At 58.6% G+C, this 24,228-nt stretch carries 26 protein-coding genes; 18 read left to right on the top strand and 8 right to left on the bottom strand.

The window, feature by feature from the left end:
* Positions 1–2: 2 nt before the first annotated feature.
* Together VUN82_19940 and VUN82_19935 are read right to left on the bottom strand one after the other, a co-directional pair.
* Complete coding sequence (locus VUN82_19940) at positions 3–1,274, bottom strand: ABC transporter substrate-binding protein (GenBank protein XAS71334.1); 1,272 nt, start codon at positions 1,272–1,274, stop codon at positions 3–5.
* Positions 1,275–1,410: 136 nt separating this feature from the next.
* On the bottom strand, positions 1,411–2,457 hold the full coding sequence (locus VUN82_19935) for a LacI family DNA-binding transcriptional regulator (GenBank protein ID XAS71333.1): 1,047 nt from the start codon (positions 2,455–2,457) through the stop codon (positions 1,411–1,413).
* Positions 2,458–2,891: 434 nt separating this feature from the next.
* Between VUN82_19935 and VUN82_19930 the strand changes: the two genes are divergently transcribed.
* From VUN82_19930 to VUN82_19915, 4 genes are all read left to right on the top strand, one after another.
* Positions 2,892–3,365, top strand: a complete 474-nt coding sequence (locus tag VUN82_19930) for an SRPBCC family protein (GenBank protein ID XAS71332.1) — start codon at positions 2,892–2,894, stop codon at positions 3,363–3,365.
* Between the two features lie 33 nt (positions 3,366–3,398).
* A complete protein-coding gene (locus tag VUN82_19925) occupies positions 3,399–4,280 on the top strand; it encodes a hypothetical protein (protein ID XAS71331.1) in 882 nt (293 codons plus the stop codon).
* Between the two features lie 65 nt (positions 4,281–4,345).
* Complete coding sequence (locus VUN82_19920) at positions 4,346–5,392, top strand: LacI family DNA-binding transcriptional regulator (GenBank protein XAS71330.1); 1,047 nt, start codon at positions 4,346–4,348, stop codon at positions 5,390–5,392.
* Positions 5,393–5,439: 47 nt separating this feature from the next.
* A complete protein-coding gene (locus tag VUN82_19915; protein XAS71329.1) occupies positions 5,440–6,438 on the top strand; it encodes an aldo/keto reductase family protein in 999 nt (332 codons plus the stop codon).
* Positions 6,439–6,472: 34 nt separating this feature from the next.
* On the opposite strand, the gene VUN82_19910 is transcribed toward VUN82_19915, so the two are convergent.
* From VUN82_19910 to VUN82_19895, 4 genes are all read right to left on the bottom strand, one after another.
* Positions 6,473–6,748: a hypothetical protein gene (locus tag VUN82_19910; GenBank protein XAS71328.1), complete on the bottom strand. Its 276-nt coding sequence runs from the start codon at positions 6,746–6,748 to the stop codon at positions 6,473–6,475.
* A 156-nt stretch (positions 6,749–6,904) separates the two neighbouring features.
* Positions 6,905–8,158, bottom strand: a complete 1,254-nt coding sequence (locus VUN82_19905) for a choice-of-anchor P family protein (protein XAS71327.1) — start codon at positions 8,156–8,158, stop codon at positions 6,905–6,907.
* A 267-nt stretch (positions 8,159–8,425) separates the two neighbouring features.
* Complete coding sequence (locus VUN82_19900; protein XAS71326.1) at positions 8,426–10,030, bottom strand: HAMP domain-containing sensor histidine kinase; 1,605 nt, start codon at positions 10,028–10,030, stop codon at positions 8,426–8,428.
* Positions 10,031–10,181: 151 nt separating this feature from the next.
* The gene (locus VUN82_19895; protein XAS71325.1) at positions 10,182–10,457 is read right to left on the bottom strand and encodes a hypothetical protein; all 276 of its coding nucleotides are present in this window, start codon (positions 10,455–10,457) and stop codon (positions 10,182–10,184) included.
* A 263-nt stretch (positions 10,458–10,720) separates the two neighbouring features.
* Here VUN82_19895 and VUN82_19890 point away from each other — a divergent pair, with 263 nt between their 5' ends.
* The 10 genes from VUN82_19890 to VUN82_19845 all read left to right on the top strand — a co-directional run bounded on the left by VUN82_19890 (position 10,721) and on the right by VUN82_19845 (position 18,994).
* On the top strand, positions 10,721–11,107 hold the full coding sequence (locus VUN82_19890) for a hypothetical protein (GenBank protein ID XAS71324.1): 387 nt from the start codon (positions 10,721–10,723) through the stop codon (positions 11,105–11,107).
* Between the two features lie 220 nt (positions 11,108–11,327).
* Entirely contained in the window at positions 11,328–11,573 is a 246-nt protein-coding gene (locus VUN82_19885) for a Flp family type IVb pilin (GenBank protein XAS71323.1), read from the top strand.
* An 87-nt stretch (positions 11,574–11,660) separates the two neighbouring features.
* Positions 11,661–12,035, top strand: coding sequence for a TadE family protein (locus VUN82_19880; GenBank protein XAS71322.1), 375 nt, complete (start codon positions 11,661–11,663; stop codon positions 12,033–12,035).
* A complete protein-coding gene (locus VUN82_19875) occupies positions 12,023–13,054 on the top strand; it encodes a Tad domain-containing protein (GenBank protein ID XAS71321.1) in 1,032 nt (343 codons plus the stop codon). The genes VUN82_19880 and VUN82_19875 overlap by 13 nt, the downstream gene beginning before the upstream one ends.
* A gap of 32 nt (positions 13,055–13,086) precedes the next feature.
* Positions 13,087–13,863, top strand: a complete 777-nt coding sequence (gene cpaB / locus VUN82_19870) for a Flp pilus assembly protein CpaB (GenBank protein XAS71320.1) — start codon at positions 13,087–13,089, stop codon at positions 13,861–13,863.
* Entirely contained in the window at positions 13,860–15,056 is a 1,197-nt protein-coding gene (locus tag VUN82_19865) for an AAA family ATPase (protein XAS71319.1), read from the top strand. Before cpaB ends, VUN82_19865 begins: the two co-directional genes overlap by 4 nt.
* A gap of 203 nt (positions 15,057–15,259) precedes the next feature.
* Positions 15,260–16,570, top strand: a complete 1,311-nt coding sequence (locus VUN82_19860; GenBank protein XAS74746.1) for a CpaF family protein — start codon at positions 15,260–15,262, stop codon at positions 16,568–16,570.
* Between the two features lie 7 nt (positions 16,571–16,577).
* Positions 16,578–17,510 carry a type II secretion system F family protein gene (locus tag VUN82_19855; GenBank protein XAS71318.1) on the top strand — a complete coding sequence of 311 codons (933 nt, stop codon included), beginning with the start codon at positions 16,578–16,580 and terminating at the stop codon, positions 17,508–17,510.
* 8 nt (positions 17,511–17,518) lie between these two features.
* Entirely contained in the window at positions 17,519–18,403 is an 885-nt protein-coding gene (locus tag VUN82_19850) for a type II secretion system F family protein (protein ID XAS71317.1), read from the top strand.
* Between the two features lie 117 nt (positions 18,404–18,520).
* The gene (locus VUN82_19845; GenBank protein ID XAS71316.1) at positions 18,521–18,994 is read left to right on the top strand and encodes an Hpt domain-containing protein; all 474 of its coding nucleotides are present in this window, start codon (positions 18,521–18,523) and stop codon (positions 18,992–18,994) included.
* On the opposite strand, the gene VUN82_19840 is transcribed toward VUN82_19845, so the two are convergent.
* Positions 18,991–19,764: a response regulator transcription factor gene (locus tag VUN82_19840; protein XAS71315.1), complete on the bottom strand. Its 774-nt coding sequence runs from the start codon at positions 19,762–19,764 to the stop codon at positions 18,991–18,993. The two genes, VUN82_19845 and VUN82_19840, sit on opposite strands and share 4 nt — an antisense overlap.
* Positions 19,765–19,977: 213 nt before the next feature.
* Here VUN82_19840 and VUN82_19835 point away from each other — a divergent pair, with 213 nt between their 5' ends.
* The 4 genes from VUN82_19835 to VUN82_19820 all read left to right on the top strand — a co-directional run bounded on the left by VUN82_19835 (position 19,978) and on the right by VUN82_19820 (position 23,553).
* On the top strand, positions 19,978–21,669 hold the full coding sequence (locus VUN82_19835; GenBank protein XAS71314.1) for a HAMP domain-containing sensor histidine kinase: 1,692 nt from the start codon (positions 19,978–19,980) through the stop codon (positions 21,667–21,669).
* Positions 21,659–22,504: a UbiA family prenyltransferase gene (locus VUN82_19830; GenBank protein ID XAS71313.1), complete on the top strand. Its 846-nt coding sequence runs from the start codon at positions 21,659–21,661 to the stop codon at positions 22,502–22,504. The genes VUN82_19835 and VUN82_19830 overlap by 11 nt, the downstream gene beginning before the upstream one ends.
* An 84-nt stretch (positions 22,505–22,588) precedes the next feature.
* Entirely contained in the window at positions 22,589–23,059 is a 471-nt protein-coding gene (locus VUN82_19825; GenBank protein XAS71312.1) for a MarR family winged helix-turn-helix transcriptional regulator, read from the top strand.
* Positions 23,060–23,145: 86 nt separating this feature from the next.
* Positions 23,146–23,553, top strand: coding sequence for an ester cyclase (locus VUN82_19820; GenBank protein XAS71311.1), 408 nt, complete (start codon positions 23,146–23,148; stop codon positions 23,551–23,553).
* A gap of 22 nt (positions 23,554–23,575) precedes the next feature.
* On the opposite strand, the gene VUN82_19815 is transcribed toward VUN82_19820, so the two are convergent.
* The gene (locus VUN82_19815) at positions 23,576–24,199 is read right to left on the bottom strand and encodes an NAD(P)-binding domain-containing protein (GenBank protein ID XAS71310.1); all 624 of its coding nucleotides are present in this window, start codon (positions 24,197–24,199) and stop codon (positions 23,576–23,578) included.
* Positions 24,200–24,228 lie beyond the last annotated feature (29 nt).

Below are 24,228 nucleotides of genomic sequence, written 5' to 3'. Positions count from 1 at the left end.
AACTATTTGGCGTCGACGATCTTCTGGACTGACGCCTGGGTTTCCTTGAGCAGATCCTGAATGTTCTCGCCAGCCACAGCGCGCTGTGTGAGCTTGTCGACGGCGGTCAGAACGTCCGTGCTGTTCACGACGCCGGGCAGGAGCGGGCGGCCGAACTCAGACTGCTTGGTCAAGGCTTCTACTACGGGGTTCGCAGCGACATCAGATGCGGGGATGTCCGAGCGCAGCGGCGGCCAGCCCGAACCCAGGGACCAGGCTGTGGCCTGTTCCTTTTGCAGGAAGTAGGTGAAGAACTTCTGTGCTGCCGCGGCTTTCGCCTCGTCCTTCTGCGTTGTGATGCCCATCGAAATACCGATGGCGGACGCTGCCTGGTCCTTGGGACCGGCAGGGACGGCGGCAATGCCGTAGTCGATCTTGTTTTCAGTGGCGATGGAAGACATCCACGGCCCGCCAAGGTACATGGCTGCCTTGCCGCTGCTGAAGAGCTTGTCACCGGCGATACCGTCCAGGCCGGCTGGTGAGATCTTGTCGTTCCGGATGGCGTCCACCCACGTCTTGAGTGTCTGCGCATTCTCCGGCGAGTCCACCACAGCCTTGCCATCCTTGACGACGTTTCCGCCGTTGCCGTAGAAGAGGGAAGGCCAGACGCCGTTGGCTACAGTCGCGTGGTCAGGCAAGCCCAGCCCGTACTGTTCTGGAGTTCCGTCGTTGTTTTCATCCACGGTCAGCTTCTTGGCCGCGGCGATCCATTCGTCCCAAGTGGTGGGCGGGGTGGTGATTCCAGCCTTGGCGAACAGGGACTTGTTGTAGAACATCGCCAACGGAACGAAGCCGGATGGAACGCCGTATTTGTGGCCGTTGACGGTTTCCATGTCCGCAGCGGCGGGAATCAGCTTGTCGAGGTTGCTGGACGGATTCTTGTAGAAGTCGTCCAGTTGAACGAAGGCCCCTTTATCAGCGTAGACGGGGAGCCGTTCGGCCGGCATCGCAACGATGTCCGGGCCCTTTCCTGAGGAGAGTGCCGGCAAGAGTGTGTCATCAATGACCGACCAGGGATTGGTTTGGACTTTGATGCTGACTTCATTCTGTGAGGCGTTGAAGTCGTCCACGATCTTGTTCAGGACCTTCCCGTCAGCCTCGGTGTAACCGTGCCAGAACGTGAGTTCCGCTTTGGCGCCGTCTTTGCTTTCCCCGCTTGCACCCCCGCCCGAACAGGACGTTAGCGCTAACGACGCTGCTGCGACGACGGTGAGGAATGTGAGCGACCTTTTCATGTCAGCCCTTTCGTGAATGGGACAGCCATGTCCCCAAAACCTGCTGTCAACGATTTAGGTAAACGTTGTACGTAAACGTTGTATCAAGCATGCGCCGTGCTTCGAGAGGGGTCAAGACCCCAGTGCATTTTTTATTTCAAGCGGCAGATGTCGCCAGGGATGCGCTGTCCTGAGATCCGCCGGAAGACTCGCGGACTTGGAGGGAGAAGCCCGTTTCGATCTCGTTCGCCTCCGGCTCGTCGCCGCCCTCTATGCGACGCAGGAGCATCTCAACGGCTGCCTCGGCAATCTGGTCGCGGCGTGGATTGATGGTGGACAAAGTTGGCAAGGAGTATTGCGTTTCATCCAGGTCATCAAAGCCGACAATTGCAACATCCTCGGGGATGTGCAGCCCGGCCTCTTGAAGGACGCGCATGGCGCCCAGCGCCAAGGTGTCATTGAAGGCAAACACCGCGTCGAACTCCAGTCCGTCAGCGAGCATCCGCGTCATCGCGGCCGCACCGCCTCTGCGGTGCCAGGAATCCGCGTAGCGAACCAGCTTAGGATCGAAGGGCAGCCCGGCTTCTTCGAGTGCGGCCGTGTATCCGTCCAGGCGAAGTTCTGCGGACGCCACGATGTCGCCCTCATGCGCACCCAACGCCACAACCTTGCGTCGGCCGATTGCCAACAGGTGATCGGTGGCGGACTTTGCTCCGGCGGTGTTCGCCATCGTGACGCGATCCACCTGACCTTCGAAGGATGTATCACCGAGGACAACCAGCGGAGTGTCCACTCCCTTCAGAATTTCCGTGTCAGCAGATCCCAAAGTAAGCGAGCTATAGATAATGCCGTCCACCATATGCCGGTGTTGGCCACGAAGTGCGGCCAGCTCATTTTCACGACCGCTGCCGATCGGTTCAATGAGGACAGCGATTCCCTTGGCGGCAGCGGCACGCATGACGGCGTCGGCAAGTTCAGCAAAATAGGCCGTGGTGAGATCCGGAATGATGAGGCCGATGACTCCAGTACGCCCGGACCTCAGGTTCCTCGCAGAGAGGTTGGGCCTGTATCCCAGCTGGTCAATGGCTTCCTGGACCCGTGCCCGCGTTTCTGCGCGCAACTGCGGGTGGCCATTAATGACGTTGGACACCGTCTTGATGGAAAAACCGCTGACCCTGGCGACGTCCCGGATAGTGACAGACATGGCCGCTCCCTTCCCTGCGCAAAGGGCCGGAATCGCCCTGATCACAGGGTACAACGTTGGAAGCAAGACGGTACAACGTTGGTAGTGCTGTCTCCGGAAACAACTGAAAATTGCTGCCGAAGAAGGCACTTTTGCCTCCACGTCCCGGGGCTCCTCGGATGCTTGCCCCACAACATATCGAGGTCTAGCCTAAAAGCGGGAGCAGGTCCAGAGGTGGGCAGCAGCCTCCCTTTCTTGAGGAAACAGTCGATGTCGATCATCTCTGATCCCTACCTCCCCGGCGACTGTCCATCGCCCGGACGAAGTCCATCCGACTATCCTCAGGTGCTCCACTTCCCGGAGATCACAACCATTGAACCGACGCGTACTCCAGCGCGCCTCGGAGGCCTACCGCTGTCCGCTGTTTGCGGGCCGCTTCAACAACAGGAGGAAAAATGGAAACCGTTGAAGAAACCATTGATGTCGCTGTCCCAGTGCACACTGCCTATAACCAGTGGACCCAGTTTGAGTCCTTTCCGGAGTTCATGTCCGGCGTGGAGGCCGTGACCCAGCTGAGTGACACCACCAACCACTGGGTCACCAAAATCGCTGGAGTGGAGCGAGAATTCGATACCGAAATCGTCGACCAACAGCCTGATGATCGGATCGCCTGGCGCAGTACCGACGGGAAGTCCCATGCCGGCGTCGTGCGGTTCACGCGGATGGACGATACCCACACCAAAGTCAACGTCCATTTCGAGTGGGCACCGGAAACTGCAACCGAGAAGGCTGGTGCGGCACTGAAGATCGACGAGATGCAGGTCAAAGCCGATCTACGGAAATTCAAGGACTTTATCGAATCCCGTGGAACGGAAACAGGTGCTTGGCGCGGTGAAGTTAAGGACACAGGTCCTGGCGGGCAGCTTTAGAAAATCCCAACGTTCATCGGAAGGCATTATCTGATGCGCAAAGTTCCAGCGCTTGCAGTATTTGCAGTTGCAGCAGTGGTTTTGGCGGCATGTAGTGGCGGTGGGGGCAGCACGGCAAGTCCTTCTTCCGCCACCACCTCGTCAGCCTCCACCTCGATGCCGGCTCAGGACAAGGTCTACACCGAGGACGAATTGCGGGACCTGATCTCCGGTATGAAGGATGGAGATGGCAACGAGCTCAAGCTCTATTCCAAGGAGCAGGTAGACCAAGGCGGCAAGATCGCCGACCTCCTTTTGAATACGGCCAGCGTCGATCCTCAGGATTGCAAGGACATCGCCACGGCAGGGCTGGTAGACAAGGTTGAACACGGAGATGTTGCCGTCGCCGTGTCTGACAGTGATCAGCCCCGGTCCTTGTCCGCGCAATCCGGTAAAGAGGGTCCGGACGCGGAGAAAGTTCTCAAGGACATCAGCGGCAAAATGGACAAATGCGCCAAGTTCACCGTGAAAGCCGTAGGTCAGACGTATGAAGTCTCCAGTGAGAAGTTAGACGCTAAGACGAAGGCAAAGGAAACATTCGGAACCGTCAGTACACGTTCCGGTGAAACCCAGAAGAAGCTCATGCAGGTCTCCGCGGCCGACGGGAGGTTGCTGGTGGTCGCCACGAAGAGTGGGCCAAGCCTGGGCGATTCTGACCAGAAAGAACTTGAAGACTTGATCAACAAGGTCCTAGAGAAAGCCGAGGGCAGTGGCGGGACTCCCAGTGAGATGATGACCAGTTCGTCCGGCAGCATGACCAGTTCGCCGTCCTCGTCGTCGTCGTCGAAATCGACATCAACGTCCTCGTCGACACCGACCATGAGCACCTCGGAGGGCAGTGATACTTCCTCACCGTCAGTAACACCATCTCGATAAACCAGGTCAGCTACTTCGTTTGCAAGCGCTTGCGTTAATCTTCGTGTGCCGCTACCGTCATTCCCATGTCGTCAACAGTGGATGCGGTCGCGGAACGTGCGAATGTCTCGGTATCAACAGTCTCGCGCGCACTGCGGGATATGCCGGGAGTTTCGTTGGAGACGCGCAAACGCGTGCAACGCATTGCCCAAGAGCTAGGGTATGTTCCCTCGCTGGCTGGTTCACGTTTAGCAACTGGCCGGACGGGAGCCATCGCGATTGTCACTCCCAACCTCTCCAAATGGTTCTTCGGGCAGGTGCTGGCATCGGCGGGGCGTGTGCTTCGCCAAGCGGGCTTTGACGTCCTGTTGTACGAACTCGCGGACACTGCCGCGCGGGAGCGCTTCTTCGCTGGGTCGAGCCTGACCGGTCGAGCCGACGGAGTATTGGTCTTTGCCTTGCAACCGACTCCGGAGGAACTAGCCGCCCTTGAAGCCCAGAACTTACCTGTTGCGTTTTTGGGGTCGGGAACTCCTGGCAGGCCTGGTGTTCGGGTGGACGACCATGCGGCCGGGCGGGCAGCAGCACGGCACCTGCTCAATCTGGGGCACGAACGCATCGCTTTCATCGGAATTCGCGAGGCTGCAGACAGCACGTTGGGCGGGGTCCCGCCGGCCAACCGTTTGAAGGGCTACCGCGAGGCTCTGGGCGAGGCAGGGCTGGAGCCCAGCCAAGACCTTGAGGTCCACGAGGAGAATTCAACAGCTGGCGGATCAAGGGCCATGTCCCGGCTGTTGTGCGCGGAAGTGGCCCCTACAGGAGTCTTCGTAGCGTCCGACGAGATGGCTTTCGGCGTGTTGCGCACTCTGAAGGCGGGCGGAATCGATGTCCCGGGCGATATCTCGGTCATTGGCTTCGATAACCATGAACTCTCAGAGATTCTGGACCTGACCACCATGGACCACTCGGTCGCCCTGCAGGGGTCCGAAACCGCGCGCCGGTTGCTGGCTTTGATAACGCCCGACGCCGGTGCGGAGCCGGATTTGGTGCTGTCCGCCCAGCTGGTTGTTCGCGGCACTACAGCGCCGCCATTTCCCTTGCGAGGCAGGCGAACTGCCACGCCACGTAGCTAAGAATCACCTAGCAGCTAACACTCACACTGAAGAAAAGGACTTAACCCATGGAATATCGCAAGCTCGGCGCCTCCGGAATGTACATCAGCGAACTGGCCTACGGCAACTGGGTCACCCACGGCGAACAGATCGATCAGGAAGCTGCCACAGCGTGCGTACGGCAAGCACTGGATCTTGGGATCACCACATTCGATACTGCCGACGCTTACGCGGGAACCCGTGCAGAAACGGCCTTGGGCGAGGCCCTCAAGGGGGTTCGGCGTGAAGGCCTTGAGATCTTCACCAAGGTCTACTTTCCCACCGGTGAAGGAAAGAATGATCGCGGGCTCTCGCGTAAACACATGATGGAGTCAATCAACGGCTCATTGCGCAGGCTCGGTACGGATTACGTGGACCTCTACCAAGCCCACCGCTACGACTACGAAACGCCGCTTGAGGAGACGATGCAGGCATTCGCGGACATCGTCCGCGCCGGCAAAGCACTCTACATCGGTGTCTCCGAATGGACTACGGACGAGATCCGGGCTGGTGCCGCACTCGCCAAAGACCTTGGGATCGGGCTGATCTCGAACCAACCCCAGTACTCAATGTTGTGGCGTGTCATCGAGGAGGAAGTCGTTCCCACCTCTGAGGAGTTGGGCTTGGGACAGATTTGCTGGTCCCCGTTGGCCCAGGGCGTCCTGACAGGCAAGTACATTCCAGGCAAGGGAGCGCCCAACGATTCGCGCTTCACCACCGATGACGGAACTCTGAAAGACGACCACAAGTTCATGCGTCCCGAGGTGTTGGAGAAGGTCCAGGAATTGCAGCCCATTGCCAAGGAAGCAGGACTGTCCATGGCCGCGCTGGCGGTGGCTTGGGTTTTGCAGAACAGCAACGTCTCGGCAGCGATCGTGGGGGCGTCCAAGCCAGAGCAATTGGTGGACAACGCCACGGCGTCGGGAGTGAAACTTGATGCTGAACTGCTCAGCAGGATTGACCAGGTTTTGGAGCCGGTGATCGAGCGGGATCCGGGGAAAGTGGAATCGTTCCTGACCCGTCCCTAGGCTAAATGCCCTTCAGCTTGTCTTGAATCGCTGTTCAGAGCGATTCCAGAGACGGCAGGCTCCGGGGACCGTCCGTCGTCGGATAGATCCGGCAGCTCAGCGCGGGGTCTCCCAGGACCGGAAAGAGGTCCTGTCCGTCGATCTGGAACGTGGGGGAGCCGTGGAATCCGAGCGAGGCTGCTTCCTCCTCGGAGTCCACCACCACGTGCACCATGCCGGTAACCCCGGCCAGCCTCAGTGCCTCTTCGAAGAGTTCCTGAGCAGCCGGGGCATGGGCACATTCAGGAATTGTCAGTAGCTCGGCGCCCATACTCGATTATCCGACATGCGCTCCGTGAGGGGTGGCATGTCACCTGCGGTCGGTCTCTGCTGAGCGGGATAGGCGCTTACTCTTGTCGACGCGGGGAGGGGCGCCGCCACCATGGCGGCGCCCCAAGCCTGGATTCGCGCTTTATTGTTTTGTTGTTTATTGCTTTATGCCAGAGGTCGAATAGCCGATCTGGATCTTGGAACCCGTCGGCAGTGTGCCTATTGCCTGGTTCAAGACGATCTCAACCATGGTGACGATTATTGCTGAGGACGACTTGCTCACCTTGTGCAAAGTGACCTGACCCAGCCCTGGCACTTGGACTACGGTGTTGGGTGCAACAGAGGCATTGATTGCGGGAAGTCCTGCGATCCTGAGATTCACGAATGAAGACGTGTCCTTCAAGGTGATGGTGCCCCCTGCTATAGCTCGGCTGGCGGTGGTTTCTGCCTTGATGGAGTCGGCCTGAATCAAGCCGCTGAGCACATTCAGGCCAGCAACAGAGTTAGTTACAGTGCTCTTGAGCTCCGGGGTCAGGACGCCGACAGTATTCGTGGTGGTGGCTCCCGTAGTTGCAAGGCCCGGGATGGTTGCTCCTACCGAGTTTGCGAGATTGCTTCCTCCAGCGCACCTGGCGTACGCAAGTGCGGTGGGACCTGATGAAATCAGGTTCGAAGCCAAAACGGTCCTTGTACCAAACCCACTACCGGTTAAGTAACCCGCCTGTGCTGGCGTCAGATTGGTGGTGCTAACCCCAACTCGGATGTCTGTTCCGACCTTCAGCCCAGCCAGCCCGGCTTTGAGGATTTCTACGCGAAGTGCAGTGGTTGATACCTGATAGGTGCCGTTGACCAGCCGCTTGTCCTGGCCATTGAGGGTAATTTTGCCAATTGAGCCTTGGAGCGGCAGCTTGAGATCAATAACCGTGTTAGGGGCCGGATTCGTTCCCAACGGGACACCCAGGACTTTTAGGGCCGCAATGGTCGTCTTATTGGCTCCAGTAAAAACTCCTGTAGTGCTCTTTTCGGCCGAACTCTCGGAGATAATAGAGCCTGCCGTGATGAGTCCGCCCAGCAAGTTCGCGCCATTAGTGCTCGATTTTCCCTCGATTCGCTTGCCTGTTGCCGAGATCAGCGTCTTGACACTCGTTGTTGCGGCACCGACTGTACCGACTGAGGCGACGTTGATCGCAGCTCCTGTGTTAGTGGAAGTCAATCCTGTGACGCCGGTGCAGCTAATCGATGAACTTGCAGTCGGACCTGATGTCAGTGATTTGTCCGAATTGAAAATGTAGGAGCCATAGGCGCTGCCGGAGAATCCGGTGTTGACCTGGGCGGGCGTGATGCTCGGGACCACAGCCTGGGCTGGGGCCAGAGGCCCTGCAACCACGACAGTAAGTGCGCCGACCAACATGACTAATCTTCGATACATGTATTTCCCCCAGAAGTTGTACAAGACCTGTTTCAATCGTGGTGCCCTCATACCGTACGCCGGGGAATCCGCGTAAACAATGGAACGCAGAGGCTTTTCATTGGATAAGACTTGCATCAGCGCTGTCAAAATTCGTCAACTAATCGACGAAAATTGTAAACGTCATCGCAAGTGTTTGTCTAAACGCGCGCTTTTTAGCCAGAGAATGAATTTATTGGCTGGTTCGCGTTTGTTGTTGCTGCTGAGCACCTAACGAGGAACAGTGATCGTAACAGTGGTACCGGACCCGGGTTGGCTGGTTAACCCGATCGTTCCACCGTGGGCTTCGATAATGGCTTTGCTGAGTGGCAAACCCAAGCCGGCCCCTGGTATTGCCGTTTCCATTGCCTGATCGGCCCTAAAGAATTTGGTGAAGGCTTCGTCTTGTTCTTCTTCTGTCATCCCGATCCCGTGATCGCGAACGGAGAGCTCTACCTCCCCGTTATTCCCCCGGAGGCCGATAACCACCTGGGTGCCTTCGGGGGAGAACTTGATGGCGTTGGATAGCAACTGGTCAATGGCTTTGGAGAACTGGCCAGGGTCAACGTCTGCCGCCACGTCTCCGTGGATTTGCATTGAAATGGTGATACCCCGTGCTGCTGCTGCAGGCCTGGCGTTCTTGACCGACTCCTGGAGCAGCTCGGAGACGTTGGTGGGCCGGCGACGCAATTCCAGGTCTTCGGATGCGACCAGCAGGAGATCGTTGACGAGGGTTAGCAGACGTTCAGCATTCCGTTCGATGATGCCCATGAAGGCAGGATTTGGCTGGTCATCGAGTATTTCCAAGTAACCAAGGATGGACGTGAGCGGTGTTCGAAGTTCGTGGGAAATCGTGGCAACGAACTTGTCGCGTGCTGTTTGCGCTTTGACCAGTGCTGTGACGTCGGTGAAAGCAATGATGGAACCCTTCAGCTCGCCCGCTTCGCCGAGCAGTGGACGCGCGGCGGCGGAAAAGGTCCGCTGCTTCTCGTCATCGCCTACGCGCACAAGTCTGTTGGTGAAACTGGCGCCTCGGACAGCAAGATCCGCAGGACTCTTCCGTTCCTCATCGGAGTGAGCAGTCCCAACGGTGAACGGGTTCACGGCGTCCGTCGACTCCTCAGCCCACGAACGGTCGGCGCGAAGGCGACGGTTGGTCAGAATGTCAGCACCGTTTGTGTCCATGGCCCAGACACCAACGTTGACGGTTTCAAGGACAGTGTCCAGGAGTTGCGCATGTTCTTTGGTGGCACCATGGAGCCGCACCAACTCGCGATCCTTACGGACCAGCCGGTCGGTGTGTTTGATGAGCCCGCGAGCAACGGCATGCCCGGTGATGGCCAAACCGCCCATGATTGCAGGGAAGAGAATCATGCGGATCAGCTCGGACTGTTCAACCTGATGGCCCAACACGAACGGTGAGGCAACGGTGGCGCAGAGGGTAGCCAGGATGGCCAAAGCCACGCGAACCTTGCTGGCGCTGACCGACAACCAAATCACGGGGAACGCCATGACCAATCCCACGACGCTGAGAACGGGCCCGCCAACCTCGCGCAGGAGGCCGAGAGCAAGACAATCCAGTACGGGGATGAAGATGAAGCTCCATGTGGGAAGACGGTTCCACGGAAGCACGAGGCATGCCCCGAGGATCACGACGTGCAGGAGCAGGACGACGATGAAGACACGGTCTAAGAGGCTGCTGGCGTTGAAGAGGATTGCTAAGAAAACAATCAACGTGACCGTGGCCGCCAAGGGCAACTGGCACAAGACAACCGCCCTGCGCCTTCCGATTCTGCTGAAGTAATCCTCCAACGGCAAGAAAACGCTATCCCCCATAGCCAAACACCTTCCATCCCCCCGGATCTGAAAAACCAAGCCCTGCTGCCAGCATAGTCCCGCTTAAACGCCCAACGCGGGGTCATTTAGGGCCCATCCCAAGGGTATTCATGGGCCCTAAATGACCCCGCGTTGTGGAGATGGGTTCGGGTCAGGCCTGTTTGCGACTCGCGATCTCGTCAGAGAGCTGCTGCACTTGGGCAGGGTCTGCGTCCCGGGCAAGGGCGACGTAGTGGTCCATGACCGCCGGCCGGTAGCGCACCGGCAACGTCTGTCCTGGGGCGACACCCGGGAAGTTGGGCCCGACGCCGAGCGACTCCCGACTCAGGTCGGGCCTGAGCTCCTCCATCAGATCGTTGAGCTTCTGCTTCTTCGAACCGAACATCCTGACCCTTCGCTCACACCCGTGCCGAAAATCCTTGGCCATGCGCTTCGCCCTCACCGCGAGTGTATATCCCCCAACGCGGGGTCACTTCGGGCCCATCCCGAGGGGATTTATGGGCCGTAACTGACCCCGCGTTGTGGAGAGTCCGGCCGTACCAGACCAAGTACCCCGCAGGCAACCAAGTAGTCATGCTGCCCGGAATCGAGTACTCACTACTCGTGACGCGCCCCTCCGGCAGCCGATTCAATGGAGCACAGAGGATCTGAAATGACGTTTTGTTGGAGGGGTTTACGTTGAGTACAGGAATGGAATCGGCCGCAATGTTCGCGGGGTCGCTGCCCGGGCTTCTCCTCATGTCCGTGGGACAAATAATGGTAGTGGTGTGCCTGTGCTTCGATATGGTGCGTGCGCTGTCCATACCCAGTTCACGCCCACGGTACGTGGCAAACACGATTTTCAGGACCTTGGCGGTGCCTTCCATCCTCGTGATGGGGATCAGCGCGCTGGCTGAAGCGGTCAACTGGTCATGGATTCACGTGGCCATGAGTATGGCCGTGCTGGTGATGATCATCTTCCGCTGGCACTACAACAAGGATGAAGACAACTGGTGGAAGGGCAAGGGCAAGAAGCTGGCCCGGTGGGCGCGTAAGCAGCTCTCCGCACCACCCGTGGTTGCGCCTGCAATGGGCTGATAAAAACTCAACGATAAGGCCGCGCCGATGATGGCGCGGCCTTTTTTGTGCGGGTAAAGCAAGGGCATTCCTAGGATTAGCGCAGGAAATGCGCAGGTTCCAGAGGCTTTCCACAGGAAGTCCCAAGGACTCCGATATGGGCCTCTTTCCGTTGCTACGTTGATTGGGAGCTGGTATCGGGCCAGCCCACATCTCCCCAACTCGCTCAGGAGTTTTCAAAATGTTTGCTACCTTCCGCACCATCGCATCCCGTGCCCGTCGTGAAGAGAACGGCGCTACTGCCGTCGAGTACGGCATCATGGTTGCGCTCATCGCAGTCGTCATCATCGTGGCCGTCAGCCTTCTCGGCAACAACCTCGTCGAGACCTTCAACAGCTCAGCCTGTGCCGTCAAGGGCGGCGCTTGGACCGCCACCACCACGGCCACCGCTACAGTCCCTTCCGTCCCAGGCAGCTGCTCAAAGTAGTCCGGCTTACGGCGGTACCCGGGTGGGTGGGTCGGTGGCCCCACCCACCCGTTCCTCTTTCCACTTTCGATAAGAAGGCAGATCCACATGCACAGGGCTTCAGAACGGGGAGCGGTAGCGGTCGAGTTCGCGTTGCTCGCACCCGTCCTGATCCTCCTGGTGCTGGGGATCATGGAATTCGGGCGGGCCTACAACGCGCAGGTCTCGCTTACGAATGCCGCCCGCGAAGGCGTGCGCGTGATGTCGATCGCGAATGATCAATCGGCGGCCAGGACCGCAGCGAAAAACGCGGCTGTAACCCTGAACCCAAAGCTGGCAGATGCGAACTTCACCTTCAGTGCCACCAGCTGCACGTCCGGCGCGCAGATGTCAGTCACCGTCAAGTACACACTCAGCACCCTCACGGGAATCGCAGGACCGTTCCCGATGCAAGGCGTGGGGGTGATGGTATGTGGCGGCTAAAGATCAATGACGACGACGCCGAACGCGGGGCCGTCGCGGTCCTCATAGCTCTGATTCTGGTTGCGTTACTTGGCTTTGCCGCCCTCGCTGTGGATGCAGGAAAGCTCTACTCGGAAAAGGCGCAAGCGCAGAACGGATCCGATGCCGCCGCCCTGGCCGTGGCTGAGAAGTGTGCCGCCAGCACCAGCGACCCGAATTGCTCGAGTACGTCCCAGATCGCCAAGGACATGGCCAACAAGAATGCTGTGGACGGCCTTGGAAACATCAACTCGGTAAACCTTGATCTGACTAACCGGAAGGTAACCGTGTCCGCCGGCTCCCAGCAAGCGGGTGGTGCTCCAAATGCCGTTTCGCTGGTCTTCGGTCGTGTCCTTGGCATGAATTCCGCGGACGTTGTGACCTCATCGACCGTACAGTGGGGCAGCCCACGTAAGGGAACTACTCCATTCCCCCTGACGTTTTCGATCTGCCAGGTGCAGGGCTACGTTGGCGGCGTCCAGCAGCTTTTGCAGGCTCACGGCACGGGCGCCAACCCCAGCTGCAACTACGGGCCTTCAGGCGCGGCAGTAGAGGGTGGATTCGGATGGATTGTCCAGGATCCTGGCTCCTGCGGTGGCACCATTGACCTGGCGCTGAACAAGGGCGGCAGTGCACCTGGGAACAGTGCGCCGCCAAATTGTTCCACCACCCTGAACAACTGGGCGGCCACCATCAACGCCGGAAAAGACATCATTGTGCTGCTTCCGGTCTTCAATTCCGTCACCGGCACGGGAAGCGGAGCCATTTACCACCTGATCTCGTTTGCAGCATTCAAAGTGACGGGATGGAAGTTCAGCGGCGGCACCACTCTTCCGGACGTTTTCCATAACCAGAGTCCCTATGTTTCCTCCTCGCTGTCCTGCACCGGGAATTGCCGGGGGATCGTGGGGAGCTTCGTCAAATACGTGTCGCTGGCAGACGGCTACACGTTGGGTCCGGTGGATGCCAACGGGGTCACCGTAGTACGCCTGACCAACTAGCTTTTCCAATTTTTGAAGCACAGGAGTGTTAAGTGAAATCACGCTTATTGGCAGGATCGGCAGCAGCGCTGCTGGCGGTCATAGGGGTGATCCTCGTGTTCGTCTACGCGCAGGGCGCGGATCAACGGGCTGTCCAGAATCTTGCCCCTGTTGAGGTCTTGATGGTCAAGGCTCCGATTCCCGCCGGCACCCCGGTAGAGGCCATGAAGGCTTCCCTGGCTGCCCAGCAGCTTCCGCAGTCTTCCGTCCCCGCATCGGCACTCAAGACGCTGGGCGATTCAACCGGAAAAGTTGCTGCCGTGGACCTCGTTCCGGGCGAACCATTGGTGGCCGAGCGCCTTGTAGCTCCGGAGGCACTGAAGACTCCGGGGACCGTCGCAGTGCCTCCCGGAATGCAAGAGGTCTCGTTCCAGGTGGAGCCTGTGCGTGTGGTGGGCGGACGGGTGGTTCCTGGTGACCACGTCGGGATTTTCATTTCCATGGAAAGCGGTGGAATCGAGTCCAAGCCCGATAAGGAAACCACCCAATTGTCCATTCACAAGGTGCTTGTGACTGCAGTGCAGCGGGCCCCCGAGCCAGCACCTACGAGCCAGCCCAGCCCTGCCCCCAGTCCCGGGACCACAGCACCTGATCCCAAGGACAGCACCCTGCCTACGGGTTCCCTGCTCCTGACCGTTGCAGTGGGCGACTCGGACGCAACCAAGATCGTTTTCGCCTCCGAGTTCGCCAAAATCTGGCTGAGCAAGGAACCGGTGGACGCCCAGGAGAGCGGACCCAGAATCATCCAACGGAGCGAGGTGTACAAGTGAGCCGGTTTGTCCTGATAACGCCCAGTGCTGAATTTGATCAGCGGCTACGTCAAGCCGTTGCCGGCGGCCTCCCCGGAAGTGTGCAGACCTTCTTCACCAGCGTCCTGCCTGTTGACCCCGCCGAGCTCTTCGGCGCCCTGAACCAGGGACAGCTTGAGGTGCTGATTCTGGGACCGGACGTGCCGGTGGAGGAAGCGATGCGCTTGGCTACGGTCCTTAACGTTCAGGTACCCGAGCTCAGCGTGGTTCTTGTCGCGGAGCCGCAGCCGGACTTCATCCTCCAGGCGATGCGATCCGGCATCCGCGACATCATGAGCCCAGCGGCAGACATGGCCGAGATCAGGGTGACCCTGGAGCGCGCCTGCCAGTCGTTCGCCACCCGTCAGCGGACTTCGGAACCTAAGCCAGCAGGCGCCCCCAAGGGACTGGTGATCGGCGTCTTCTCTCCCAAGGGCGGTGTGGGTAAGACGACCATCGCCACGAACATTGCTGTGGGGCTGGGCAAGATAGCGCCGATGAGCGTAGTCATCGTGGATCTGGATTTGCAGTTCGGGGATGTCGCCTCGGGGCTCTACCTCAATCCGGAGCACACTGTTACCGACGCTGTCACACCGTCGGCCAGCCAGGATTCCCTGGTACTCAAGGCCTTTCTCACGGTCCATCCGGCGAGCATATATGCCCTTTGTGCGCCTAAGAACCCCGTTGAAGCAGATGAAATTACTCCGGAACAGGTGGCTCGGCTGCTTGAGCAACTTGCCGAAGAGTTTCAGTACGTGGTGGTTGATACAGCCCCTGGACTGCCTGAAATCGGCCTTGCAGCGCTGGAGCAGTGCACCGATGCGGTGTGGGTGTCAGCGATGGATGTACCAAGTGTTCGGGGCCTGCGCTCCGGCCTGGATATCCTTCGCAAGCTCAATCTGCTCCCGGAAACCCGCCATGTGGTGCTCAACATGGCCGATTCCAAGTCCGGGTTGTCCGTCCAGGACGTTGAGTCGACGGTCGGCGCCCCGGTTGATGTGAGCATCCCCCGATCAAAAGCAGTCGCGCTCTCCACCAACCGGGGAATTCCGGTGCTTCAAGAGGGGGCGAAGGACCCAGCAATCAAAGGGTTGAACCATCTCGTTGAACGCTTCAACCCCGCGTGGCGGGCCTCGGCCCAGCGAAAACTGCACAGAAGGGTAGTAGTCCAGTGAAGCTGTCTGAACGCCTGCGCGACGCCGAGGAAGAATCGGCAGGTCCAGCCGCTGCGCTGGGGCAAGGACCAAAGCCACTCACGACGGCGAACCCCACCTTTGCGCAGGCCGCACAGCAAGCCAAACCAAACGTTCAAACGAAGGCCACGGTTGCGTCGAAACCCCACCTCTCGGTGAAATTGGCTGATCATCCGGACGCCCCGATGCCAAAGGCCCAGCAGCCGGTGGACGCGTTCGCTGCCCTGAAGCGACGGGCTGCAACGGCATTGTTTGAACGCCTCGGTGCGAGATTCAACGACTCAGCGTTGAGTGAGCAGGAGCTGCGGACCGCCGCCCGGGAAGAGCTGACCAGGATCATCGACGCCGAGCAGGTGCCGCTCTCTCCTGAGGAGCGCAGCCGGCTTGTTGCGGATGTGGCCGATGATGTCCTGGGTTACGGGCCACTGCAACGCCTGCTGGATGACCCTGAAGTTACGGAGATCATGGTCAACAGGATGGACCAGATTTACGTCGAACGTCGGGGCAAACTGATCCTCACTGATTCCGGGTTTAGCTCCGAAGACCATCTGAGAAGAGTTATCGAACGAATTGTCTCCAAGGTGGGACGTCGGATCGATGAGTCATCCCCGCTGGTCGACGCCCGGTTGGAGGACGGCTCTCGCGTCAACGCCGTGATTCCGCCGCTTGCTGTTGGTGGTTCGTCCCTGACAATCCGAAAATTCAGCAAAGTGCCCTTGACCATCAGAAATTTGATCGACTTTGGCACGCTGACCCCTGAAATCGCCGAACTCCTGAATGCTTGCGTCAAAGCGAAATTGAACATTATTGTTTCCGGCGGTACTGGAACCGGCAAAACCACACTGTTGAATGTCCTGTCTTCCTTTATCCCCGAGGACAACCGGATAGTGACCATTGAGGACGCCGTGGAGCTGCAGATCCAGCAGCAGCACGTGGTCAGGCTTGAGAGCCGGCCACCAAACACGGAAGGCAAGGGTGAAGTCACTATCCGGGAACTGCTCAGGAACTCCCTCCGTATGCGGCCGGACAGGATCGTGGTGGGTGAGGTGCGCGGGGGAGAGTCGCTGGACATGCTGCAGGCCATGAACACCGGGCACGACGGCTCCCTCTCAACAGTGCACTCCAATTCTCCCCGGGACGCTGTGGCCAGGCTTGAAACGCTGGTTCTGATGGCCGGAATGGACCTCCCGCTGCGGGCAATCCGTGAGCAGCTCGCGTCCGCCGTGAATCTCATCATCCAAATTTCCCGTCTCCGCGATGGAACCCGCCGGATTACGCATGTGACTGAGGTTCAAGGCATGGAGGGCGATATCGTCACGCTCCAGGACGCCTTTGTTTTCGACTATTCGGCCGGGGTTGATGCCCACGGGATCTTCCTCGGCCGACCGGTATCTACGGGTATCCGTCCGCGGTTCATCGATCGTTTCACCGACTTGGGCATTCATGTTTCTCCCGAGCTTTTTGCGGCTCCACTGACGTCGACGCCGAGGACGTGAGCGCGCCATGATTCTTTTCGTCGGGCTGGCCCTCATGCTGTCAGCCATTGTGCTGTTCGGAGTAGCCGTCATTCTGCCAAAGGCACCCGAGGTGCCGTTGGACAGGAGGAGGCCCTACCAGGTGCTTCCCGGTTCCCATCTGACGCGATTTACGGGATCAGCCACGGACATGATTCATGGTGTGTTGACCCGGCGCAACGTTCGGCTTTTCAACCGCGAACAACTCGATGACGCTGGCGTGCGAATGAGTCAGGCTGACTTCGTCGTCCTGGTGATCGCGGGCGCGGTGGTGGGAGCTTTGATCGGGCTGGTTGTCGGTGGCATTCTCGTCGCGATTCTCCTCAGTGTCCTGGCACCCTTCGTGGCCCGGCTGGTCCTGAAGTTCCGCGCGGGCAAAAGACGAGACAAATTCGAGGATCAATTGGGCGACACACTACAGCTGCTTTCCGGTGGACTAAGGGCTGGTCACAGCATCCTCCGCGCCATCGACGCCGCTGCTACGGAATCAGTCAGCCCCACATCCGAAGAAATGCGCAGGGTCATCACGGAGACAAGCCTGGGACGGGACCTGCAAGCTTCCCTGAACGATACGGCGGAGAGAATGCGAAGCGAGGATTTCGTGTGGATAGCCCAAGCGATCCAGATCAACCGCGAGGTGGGTGGGAACCTCGCAGACGTGCTGGATCAGGTGAACGACACCATTCGCGAACGCAGTGAAATCAAAGGACACATCAAGTCCCTCGCTGCAGAGGGAAAGTTTTCTGCGTACATCCTGATGGCTCTTCCCGTGGGAATTGTCATCATGCTCATGATCGTCAACCCCGGCTATATGAACGTGATGTTCACCAATCCGCTGGGCTGGGTGATGATCGTGGCTTCTGTCATCTTGATGACCATCGGTGGTCTGTGGATGCGCAAGATTATCGACTTGAAATTTTGAGGTGAACCTTGCACCCTTTCCTGCTTTTATCCTTGTTGCTCGTTCCGCTGCCGAGTGCGTATTTCGCATGGTCACTCCTTTCAACTGATCGGAGGACCCCGCGGTTAGTCCGCGAGCTGCTCTCGAGGGGTCAAATCGCCATTGAAGTGGAACAACAGAGCAGGAGCGGTGCCTTGGAGCGCCTGGGCTACAGGCTTACCCCTGGAAGTTACGTGCAGAAACTGGACAGGCTACTGTCGTTGGCCGGGCGTCCCGCCTCGCTCCCGCTTGGGCGGGTCCTCGCAGCCAAGCCGGCGCTTGGCCTTCTCGGTGCGATTTTCGGTTTTTTCATCACTACCAGCAGCCCGAGTGGACTTATCAAGCTTGTGGGAATCTTTGTAGTCCTGCTGGGATATTTCATTCCGGATCTGATGCTTTACAGCAAAGGTCAGGAACGGCAGAAGAAAATACAGTTGGAACTGGCCAACACGATGGACCAGATGCTCATTTCGGTTGAGGCTGGCCTCGGCTTCGAAGGCGCCATGGCCCGCGCGGGAGAAAACGGCAAGGGACCGCTGGCGGAAGAAATCGTGAGGACACTCCAGGACATGCAGGTTGGACGAAGCCGCCGCGAGTCCTATCTCGCGTTGGCCCAACGGACCAACATTCCTGAACTCCGAAGCTTCGTGCAGGCGGTTATCCAGGCCGACACGTACGGGATTGCCATTAGTCGCGTGCTAAAAGTTCAGGCGAAGGTTATGAGGGTTAAGCGCCGGCAACGCGCCGAGGAGAAAGCGATGAAGCTTCCGGTAACAATTCTCTTTCCCCTGCTATTCTTCATCTTTCCGGTCCTGTTTATTGCCATTCTGGGACCTGCGGTCATCAACACTATAACAACGCTCAGTGGTGGATGAAGCAGCGCAGTTAATTTGCATATTAAAAGTAACTCAGGAAATCAGGAGGGGCTGAGGATTTGCTCAAGATTAGCGCAAGATCGGTTTAGATCTGAGTTCAGGAAGTAGCATCGGGTTATGTTCAGTTCAGATTTCAGTGAGGTCGACGAGCGTGGGGACTCCGACCATATCGGCCCAGCGGAGGGTTCCACGTGGAAGCCCGACGCCGATCGGCGGCCGATATTGGACCTTGCGGAATTCCAGCTCCTGGAAGATCAGGTGGGCGATCCTCGCATAGCTCGCAAGTTTGCAAGCGACTTTGCCCGGCTCTGGCGAGTACGGTACGAAAGCCTCGCCACCGCCGTCGAACATGGTGACGAAGCCGCGGCACTGGACACGATCTTGAGCCTCAGAACCTCTTCGGCCATGGTGGGCGGCGTTCGCCTTTCGGTTCTTGCAGCCCTGCTTGAGGAGCACATTCTGAACGGTGAATTACGCAATGCCCAGCCTCTCCTTGATGAGATTGCCGAGTGTGGTCAGCGCACGGTCAAGGAGCTAAGGGAAAGCTACGTACTAAGGAATGAAAGTCCGGAACCGGACCCCATTTCCTAATCCGGTCTTTTCGGTGCGAGTCGATAGCCGACTCCCCGGATCGTCTGCAGAAACCGCGGAGATTGTGAATCTTCGCGCAGTTTTCGGCGAAGATTTCCAATGTGGGTTTCAACGGCCCGTTCGTCGGCCTCGCTGATATAAGCGTCGTCGTCGTAATAATCACCACGGGCAGCACGGACCAGGTCAGCCCTTGTCCGCACTTCCTCCGGGTTGCGAAGCAACTCCAGCAGCAGATCGAATTCGCTTCTGGTCAACGTCAGGGGAGAACCATCCAGGGCAACTGCCCGGGATTTGAAGTTCAACGACAATCCGTTGTGTTCAATGACGGCATCATTGCGTCCATTCGAACGGACCAGGCCATTGTCGCCACCGTCCTCGGGCAAGGAAAGCCCAGCGCCCATGCGGGGTCGCCGCATCATTGCTGTAACCCTTGCCCTAAGCTCGCGGGGCAGGAACGGCTTTTTCACATAGTCGTCCGCACCCGTCAGGAAAGCGGTCAGGGTGTCCGGTTCGTCTTTGCGTGCCGTGAGCATGACAACATAAGCATCACTGAATTGTCGGATTCGCCGTAAAACCTCATGACCATCCATGTCAGGAAGTCCGACATCCAGTGTCACCGCCACGGCTTGATGATTTCGGACAACTTCGACGCCTTCGCGTCCGGTCGCGGCGGAATGGACCACAAAACCCGCCTCTTTTAGGATGGCGCCCACCAAGTTTCGGACGTCTTCATCATCCTCAATGACTACAGCAACCCCAGGCTCGTTCATTGATTCCCTCGAGTCGGCGCACATCCCCGCAAGCCCAGCGCAAAGCGGGAAGCGTCACCCAATACGTACGATACAAGCATTCAAGTTTTATAGCACCTAATATGTGCAATATGCGTCGTCCCAACGTTCCGGTTTTACGCTCCGCCCCGAGCTCTTCCCGGAATCGGCGCGAAACGATATTTGGTCCTTGTCCCCCCAACGAAGGATTCTGCCTTGACTGAGCAGCCTTTACTCCGCACAGCCGCCCGCATCTTTAGAAAACTGACGCCCAGGGCCCGGGTAGCCGTCTGCGAATTGCCTTTGACCCTGGTAGTCGGAGGATTGTTCGTCTCGGCCCCTGCCCTTTGGCCAAATCTCATACAGAACGGGCAGTTTGTCACCGGAATCTTCATGCACGGGATGCTTTTCTTGAGTTGCTTCCTAGTGCCGTGGGAGCGTCTGGCGCCGGGCGCAAGCCTGGCCATCCCCGTCCTGGATCTGGTTGCCCTCGCATTCACGCGAAATGGTGCCTATGGCTCGCTGCCAGGCCTCGTCGTTCTTGCACTTTTTCCTGTGATCTGGTTATCCGCGTCAGGCCTGCGAACCAGGTCCAGCCTTATCATCAGCTTTCTTGGTCCCCTCATCATTGCCCTCCCGCCGTTCATTTCGCACTTGCCAAAACCCCCATCGTCCGACATGTTCTCGGTTATCGTCTTGCCCCTGGTGATGTTTGCCGTTGCAGTCACCATTCGGCTCTCCGGCTCGAATGCCAGGATCCAGCAACAGCGTGTCAGGCAGCGTGACCAAGCTTTGCGGCAATTGCTCGCGGCGAGCAGGGATCGCGAAATGCTGCTTGGGACGATCCTGGACACAATCGACGTCGGAATTGTCGCCGTCGATTCCAAGGGCGAGACGCTTTTGACCAACAACCAACACAAAGAATTTCATCGAGTGGCGACTCCATCCCGGTCTGGAGCAGCTCCCACACGGGACGAGCTCCTGATCTTTGGCCAGGATCGGCTGACACCGCTTCCACCCGAAAAAAGCCCCACTCAACGGGCAGCCCAGGGGGAAACGTATTCGGATTACCTGGTGTGGTTCGGTACGGGAGCAGAACAGCGGGCCATTTCCACCGCCGCACGCAGCATGAAATATGGCGTCGACGAAGGGTTCGGCGGAGCAGTCATCGTGTTTCGTGACGTGACCGACGTCGTCCAGGCCCTCGCAGCCAAGGACGAACTGGTTGCCAACGTCTCGCATGAATTCGGATCCCCGCTGACCTCGATCCTGGGCAACCTGGACTTGGTGCTCCGGGGCAATGAAGAGCTCTCCGATAGGGCACGAACCCGCTTGGAAGTCGCCGAGCGCAACGCAGAGCGACTCCGCGTTCTGGTGGATGATCTGCTCATGTCAGCCGCGGCAGTGGAGAGCATCCACTTACGGCGTACCGACGTCGCGGGCCTGGTTGAAAACAGCCTGGTCTCAGCCCATGCGCAGGCCGATTTTGCCAACGTTGGCCTCGTGGCCGATGTACCATCACCGCTGTGGGCCGATGCAGATCCGCTGAGGCTTGGACAGGCCCTGGATAATCTCGTGTCCAATGCCATCAAGTACTCACCGGGTGGCGGACGGGTGACCGTGAGGGCAGCCCGGAACGACGGGTGGATTCAGCTGGAAGTTCAAGATACCGGTATGGGTATGACCACGGAGGAGACGTCCAAGATTTTCACGCGCTTCTTCCGGACAGGTGCTGCCCGGCAGGCCGCCATTCCAGGCGTGGGCCTTGGATTGTCCATCACAAAGTCCATCGTGGAGCGGCACGGCGGCAGCATCACGTGTACCAGTAATCCCGGAAGAGGCAGCACATTTACGGTGTCGCTTCCGGCTGCGTCTAAAACATCCATCGGGGGACTTGATGACAAATGACACGGATGGTCCGGCTTATGGCCAGCCGGACGTTCCAGCGGCGCCGGTGCAACAGCCCCAGCCGTTTGCGCCGCCGGGAATGCCTCCGTACGGCTCGTCGTCGCACCCCTTTGCAGCACCCGCTGCTGCGCCGACGCCACATCAGTACCAGCAGCCACCTTTTCAACAGGGGCCATTCCAGCAGCCACCTTTTGAATACCAGACCTACTACCAGCAGCAGCCCTTCCAACAGCCGGGCTTCGAGCCTCCACCCTTCCCGCAGAATCCTGCACCTGGAAATTGGTCCAGCGGTTCCAAGAAGCGCTTTGGTCCGTCCTTTTGGATCGTGGGCGGGTTGCTTGTCGTACTTGCCCTGGCCAATGCTGTTACGGGGAACGGCGAATCGATTCTGATCTTCCTTGGCATGGCAGCAATGCTGACGGGTAGCTATTCGCTCATTTTCAAGCGGCAGTCCTGGTTTGCCATACCAAGCAAACAGGCGGCGATAGTGATCGCCGTCGTGGGGGCCGTCTCGCTTTTCCTGGGCGGCGTTGCTGCCGTGGCTGAAGCGGTTCGTGATTCGGCGGTTGCCGCTGGTCCAGGAGCTGCTCCGCAAGCTCCGAACACCATCCAAGACGGGATCATCCAAGACGGGACGTGGATTGTTGGGAAGGATATCGCCCCGGGAACGTACCGAACCACGAAAGAAGTCACGCGGGCCTGCTCCTGGCAAATCACGCGCCCAGGCAGCATCGACAGCTCCGAGGGAGCTGTGACGAGTGGATTCCCCATGGTGAAACTGGTTCCGGGCCAGAGGTTCATCACCGAAGGCTGCGGAGGCTGGGCGAAGCTGTAAATTCCGCCCAGCAACCGCTAGCGACCTCGATTTTTTGTTTCCTTAGAACTATATTCCATGGAAGCAAAGTGTTAGAGTGTCTTCATGAACAAGGGCATCGAAACTGGGTTTCTATACCCTCTCTTCAGCGAACTGACCCGATTGGAAACTGAGCTCTGGGACGCGCTCGACAGCAGATTGCGCAAAGAGCATGGCCTTCCAATGAGCAGATTTGAACCGATGGCCGTCGTCGATCGCCTGGGTGCGTGCCGGGTTTTCGATGTGGCCTCGGCTCTTGCGATTACCGTCGGAGGTACGAGCAAGCTCATTGACCGGATTGAAAAGGCCGGACATTGCCGTCGGAGAAACAACCCGGACGATCGCAGATCCTCCCTCATCGAGCTAACGGTGGACGGTCGCTCGCTGCTGGAACGGGCCAGGAAGACTGTTGAGGCCGAGCTGGATCTGCGGCTGCATCCCGTGCTTACCGAGCAAACCACGCATGATCTCGTGGAACTGCTGGGCCGGCTGCGAAATGCCAATCGGTCGACGGCGGCTGCCGAGCGAGCGAGCTGACACGGGGGGACCCCGAGTTCATCTATTAATAGCCGCTAACCAGCGGTGTATGCCATAGCCAATAGAGACCTGAAGGAAGCAGCAAAATGACTGAAGAGCTCCGCGGACGCATGGACCGATTCGTTGAATTCATCAATTCAGCCGACGAAAAGATTGGTGATGAGATCATCTCGCCGTCGGCAACGTTCCATGTTCCCTTTCTGCCAGAGCCGGTGCAGGGTCCCAGCGGCTACCTCGAAATCATCGGGATAATGCGACAGGCGTTTCCCGACGTCCAGTGGTCACTGGAGGAAACCATCATTGAAGGAAACACGGTTGCCGCACGATTCATCCTTCGTGGCACACACCAAGGGGACTTCCTCGGCGTACCTGCAACAGGCAAACCAATCCAAACGCAGGCAATGAATATCTATCGATTCACAAACGGTCAAATCAGTGAAGAGCACGGTCTCCCGGACCTCTTTGGGCTGATGATGCAAATCCGACAGGACTAACTCCCGTACAGCCCCAGGCGGCTCAGCCGGTGAATTCGTTGGCGCCGAGGGCGAAGTCCCAGTGGCCGACTCCGTTGCCAGCAAGGCCCACTGTGACCAGTCCCATTCCTTCGAGCCAGTGCGCCATCTTCAGCACGCCGACATCCCGCGCGCGGAGTCCGAGGCTGTCGATGAATGCCGCGACGTCCGCCTTTGCTTGTGCATTGTCGCCGGCGACGAAGACGTCTGGCTGGCCCTTCTCCAGGACATTGCGGAAGATCGTGTTGAATGCCTTCACCACGCTGGAGCTGGCAGGGGCAATTTTGGCGACTTCCTGCGCGATTGAGGTCTCGTCCTTATGGGCCAGCCCGTCGAACGTGGGGTTGAAGGGATTGCTGATGTCCACGATGACCTTGCCCGCGAGGGCATCTCCGTACTCGGCGACCACCGGAAGGACGCCGTTGTACAAAAGGGCTGTGATCACAATGTCCCCGGCAGGTGCGGCACCCCACGTACCCGCCGTCGAACCCCCGCCCAAAACCTTCGCCAGGTGATCGGCCTTGGACTGATCGCGTCCCATGACCTCCACGGTATTGCCGCCGGCCACCGCGAGCGTGCCGATGGTGCGGGCCATGTTTCCGGTACCGATAATGGTGATGCTGCTCATGAGTTGTGCTCTTTTCTTGTTTTCAAGGT

Source organism: Micrococcaceae bacterium Sec5.1 (genome assembly GCA_039636795.1).
Lineage (GTDB): Bacteria > Actinomycetota > Actinomycetes > Actinomycetales > Micrococcaceae > Arthrobacter.
The sequence above is the reverse complement of the archived record's forward strand: the minus strand, read 5'-3'. Positions and strand labels throughout refer to the sequence as shown.

Excerpts from the sequence above, each read along its gene's own strand:
- VUN82_19940 (XAS71334.1), bottom strand. The coding sequence starts at position 1,274 with ATGAAAAGGTCGCTCACATTCCTCACCGTCGTCGCAGCAGCGTCGTTA.
- VUN82_19935 (XAS71333.1), bottom strand. The coding sequence starts at position 2,457 with ATGTCTGTCACTATCCGGGACGTCGCCAGGGTCAGCGGTTTTTCCATC.
- VUN82_19930 (XAS71332.1), top strand. The coding sequence starts at position 2,892 with ATGGAAACCGTTGAAGAAACCATTGATGTCGCTGTCCCAGTGCACACT.
- VUN82_19925 (XAS71331.1), top strand. The coding sequence starts at position 3,399 with ATGCGCAAAGTTCCAGCGCTTGCAGTATTTGCAGTTGCAGCAGTGGTT.
- VUN82_19920 (XAS71330.1), top strand. The coding sequence starts at position 4,346 with ATGTCGTCAACAGTGGATGCGGTCGCGGAACGTGCGAATGTCTCGGTA.
- VUN82_19915 (XAS71329.1), top strand. The coding sequence starts at position 5,440 with ATGGAATATCGCAAGCTCGGCGCCTCCGGAATGTACATCAGCGAACTG.
- VUN82_19910 (XAS71328.1), bottom strand. The coding sequence starts at position 6,748 with ATGGGCGCCGAGCTACTGACAATTCCTGAATGTGCCCATGCCCCGGCT.
- VUN82_19905 (XAS71327.1), bottom strand. The coding sequence starts at position 8,158 with ATGTTGGTCGGCGCACTTACTGTCGTGGTTGCAGGGCCTCTGGCCCCA.
- VUN82_19900 (XAS71326.1), bottom strand. The coding sequence starts at position 10,030 with ATGGGGGATAGCGTTTTCTTGCCGTTGGAGGATTACTTCAGCAGAATC.
- VUN82_19895 (XAS71325.1), bottom strand. The coding sequence starts at position 10,457 with ATGGCCAAGGATTTTCGGCACGGGTGTGAGCGAAGGGTCAGGATGTTC.
- VUN82_19890 (XAS71324.1), top strand. The coding sequence starts at position 10,721 with ATGGAATCGGCCGCAATGTTCGCGGGGTCGCTGCCCGGGCTTCTCCTC.
- VUN82_19885 (XAS71323.1), top strand. The coding sequence starts at position 11,328 with ATGTTTGCTACCTTCCGCACCATCGCATCCCGTGCCCGTCGTGAAGAG.
- VUN82_19880 (XAS71322.1), top strand. The coding sequence starts at position 11,661 with ATGCACAGGGCTTCAGAACGGGGAGCGGTAGCGGTCGAGTTCGCGTTG.
- VUN82_19875 (XAS71321.1), top strand. The coding sequence starts at position 12,023 with ATGTGGCGGCTAAAGATCAATGACGACGACGCCGAACGCGGGGCCGTC.
- VUN82_19860 (XAS74746.1), top strand. The coding sequence starts at position 15,260 with ATGCCAAAGGCCCAGCAGCCGGTGGACGCGTTCGCTGCCCTGAAGCGA.
- VUN82_19855 (XAS71318.1), top strand. The coding sequence starts at position 16,578 with ATGATTCTTTTCGTCGGGCTGGCCCTCATGCTGTCAGCCATTGTGCTG.
- VUN82_19845 (XAS71316.1), top strand. The coding sequence starts at position 18,521 with ATGTTCAGTTCAGATTTCAGTGAGGTCGACGAGCGTGGGGACTCCGAC.
- VUN82_19840 (XAS71315.1), bottom strand. The coding sequence starts at position 19,764 with ATGAACGAGCCTGGGGTTGCTGTAGTCATTGAGGATGATGAAGACGTC.
- VUN82_19830 (XAS71313.1), top strand. The coding sequence starts at position 21,659 with ATGACAAATGACACGGATGGTCCGGCTTATGGCCAGCCGGACGTTCCA.
- VUN82_19825 (XAS71312.1), top strand. The coding sequence starts at position 22,589 with ATGAACAAGGGCATCGAAACTGGGTTTCTATACCCTCTCTTCAGCGAA.
- VUN82_19820 (XAS71311.1), top strand. The coding sequence starts at position 23,146 with ATGACTGAAGAGCTCCGCGGACGCATGGACCGATTCGTTGAATTCATC.
- VUN82_19815 (XAS71310.1), bottom strand. The coding sequence starts at position 24,199 with ATGAGCAGCATCACCATTATCGGTACCGGAAACATGGCCCGCACCATC.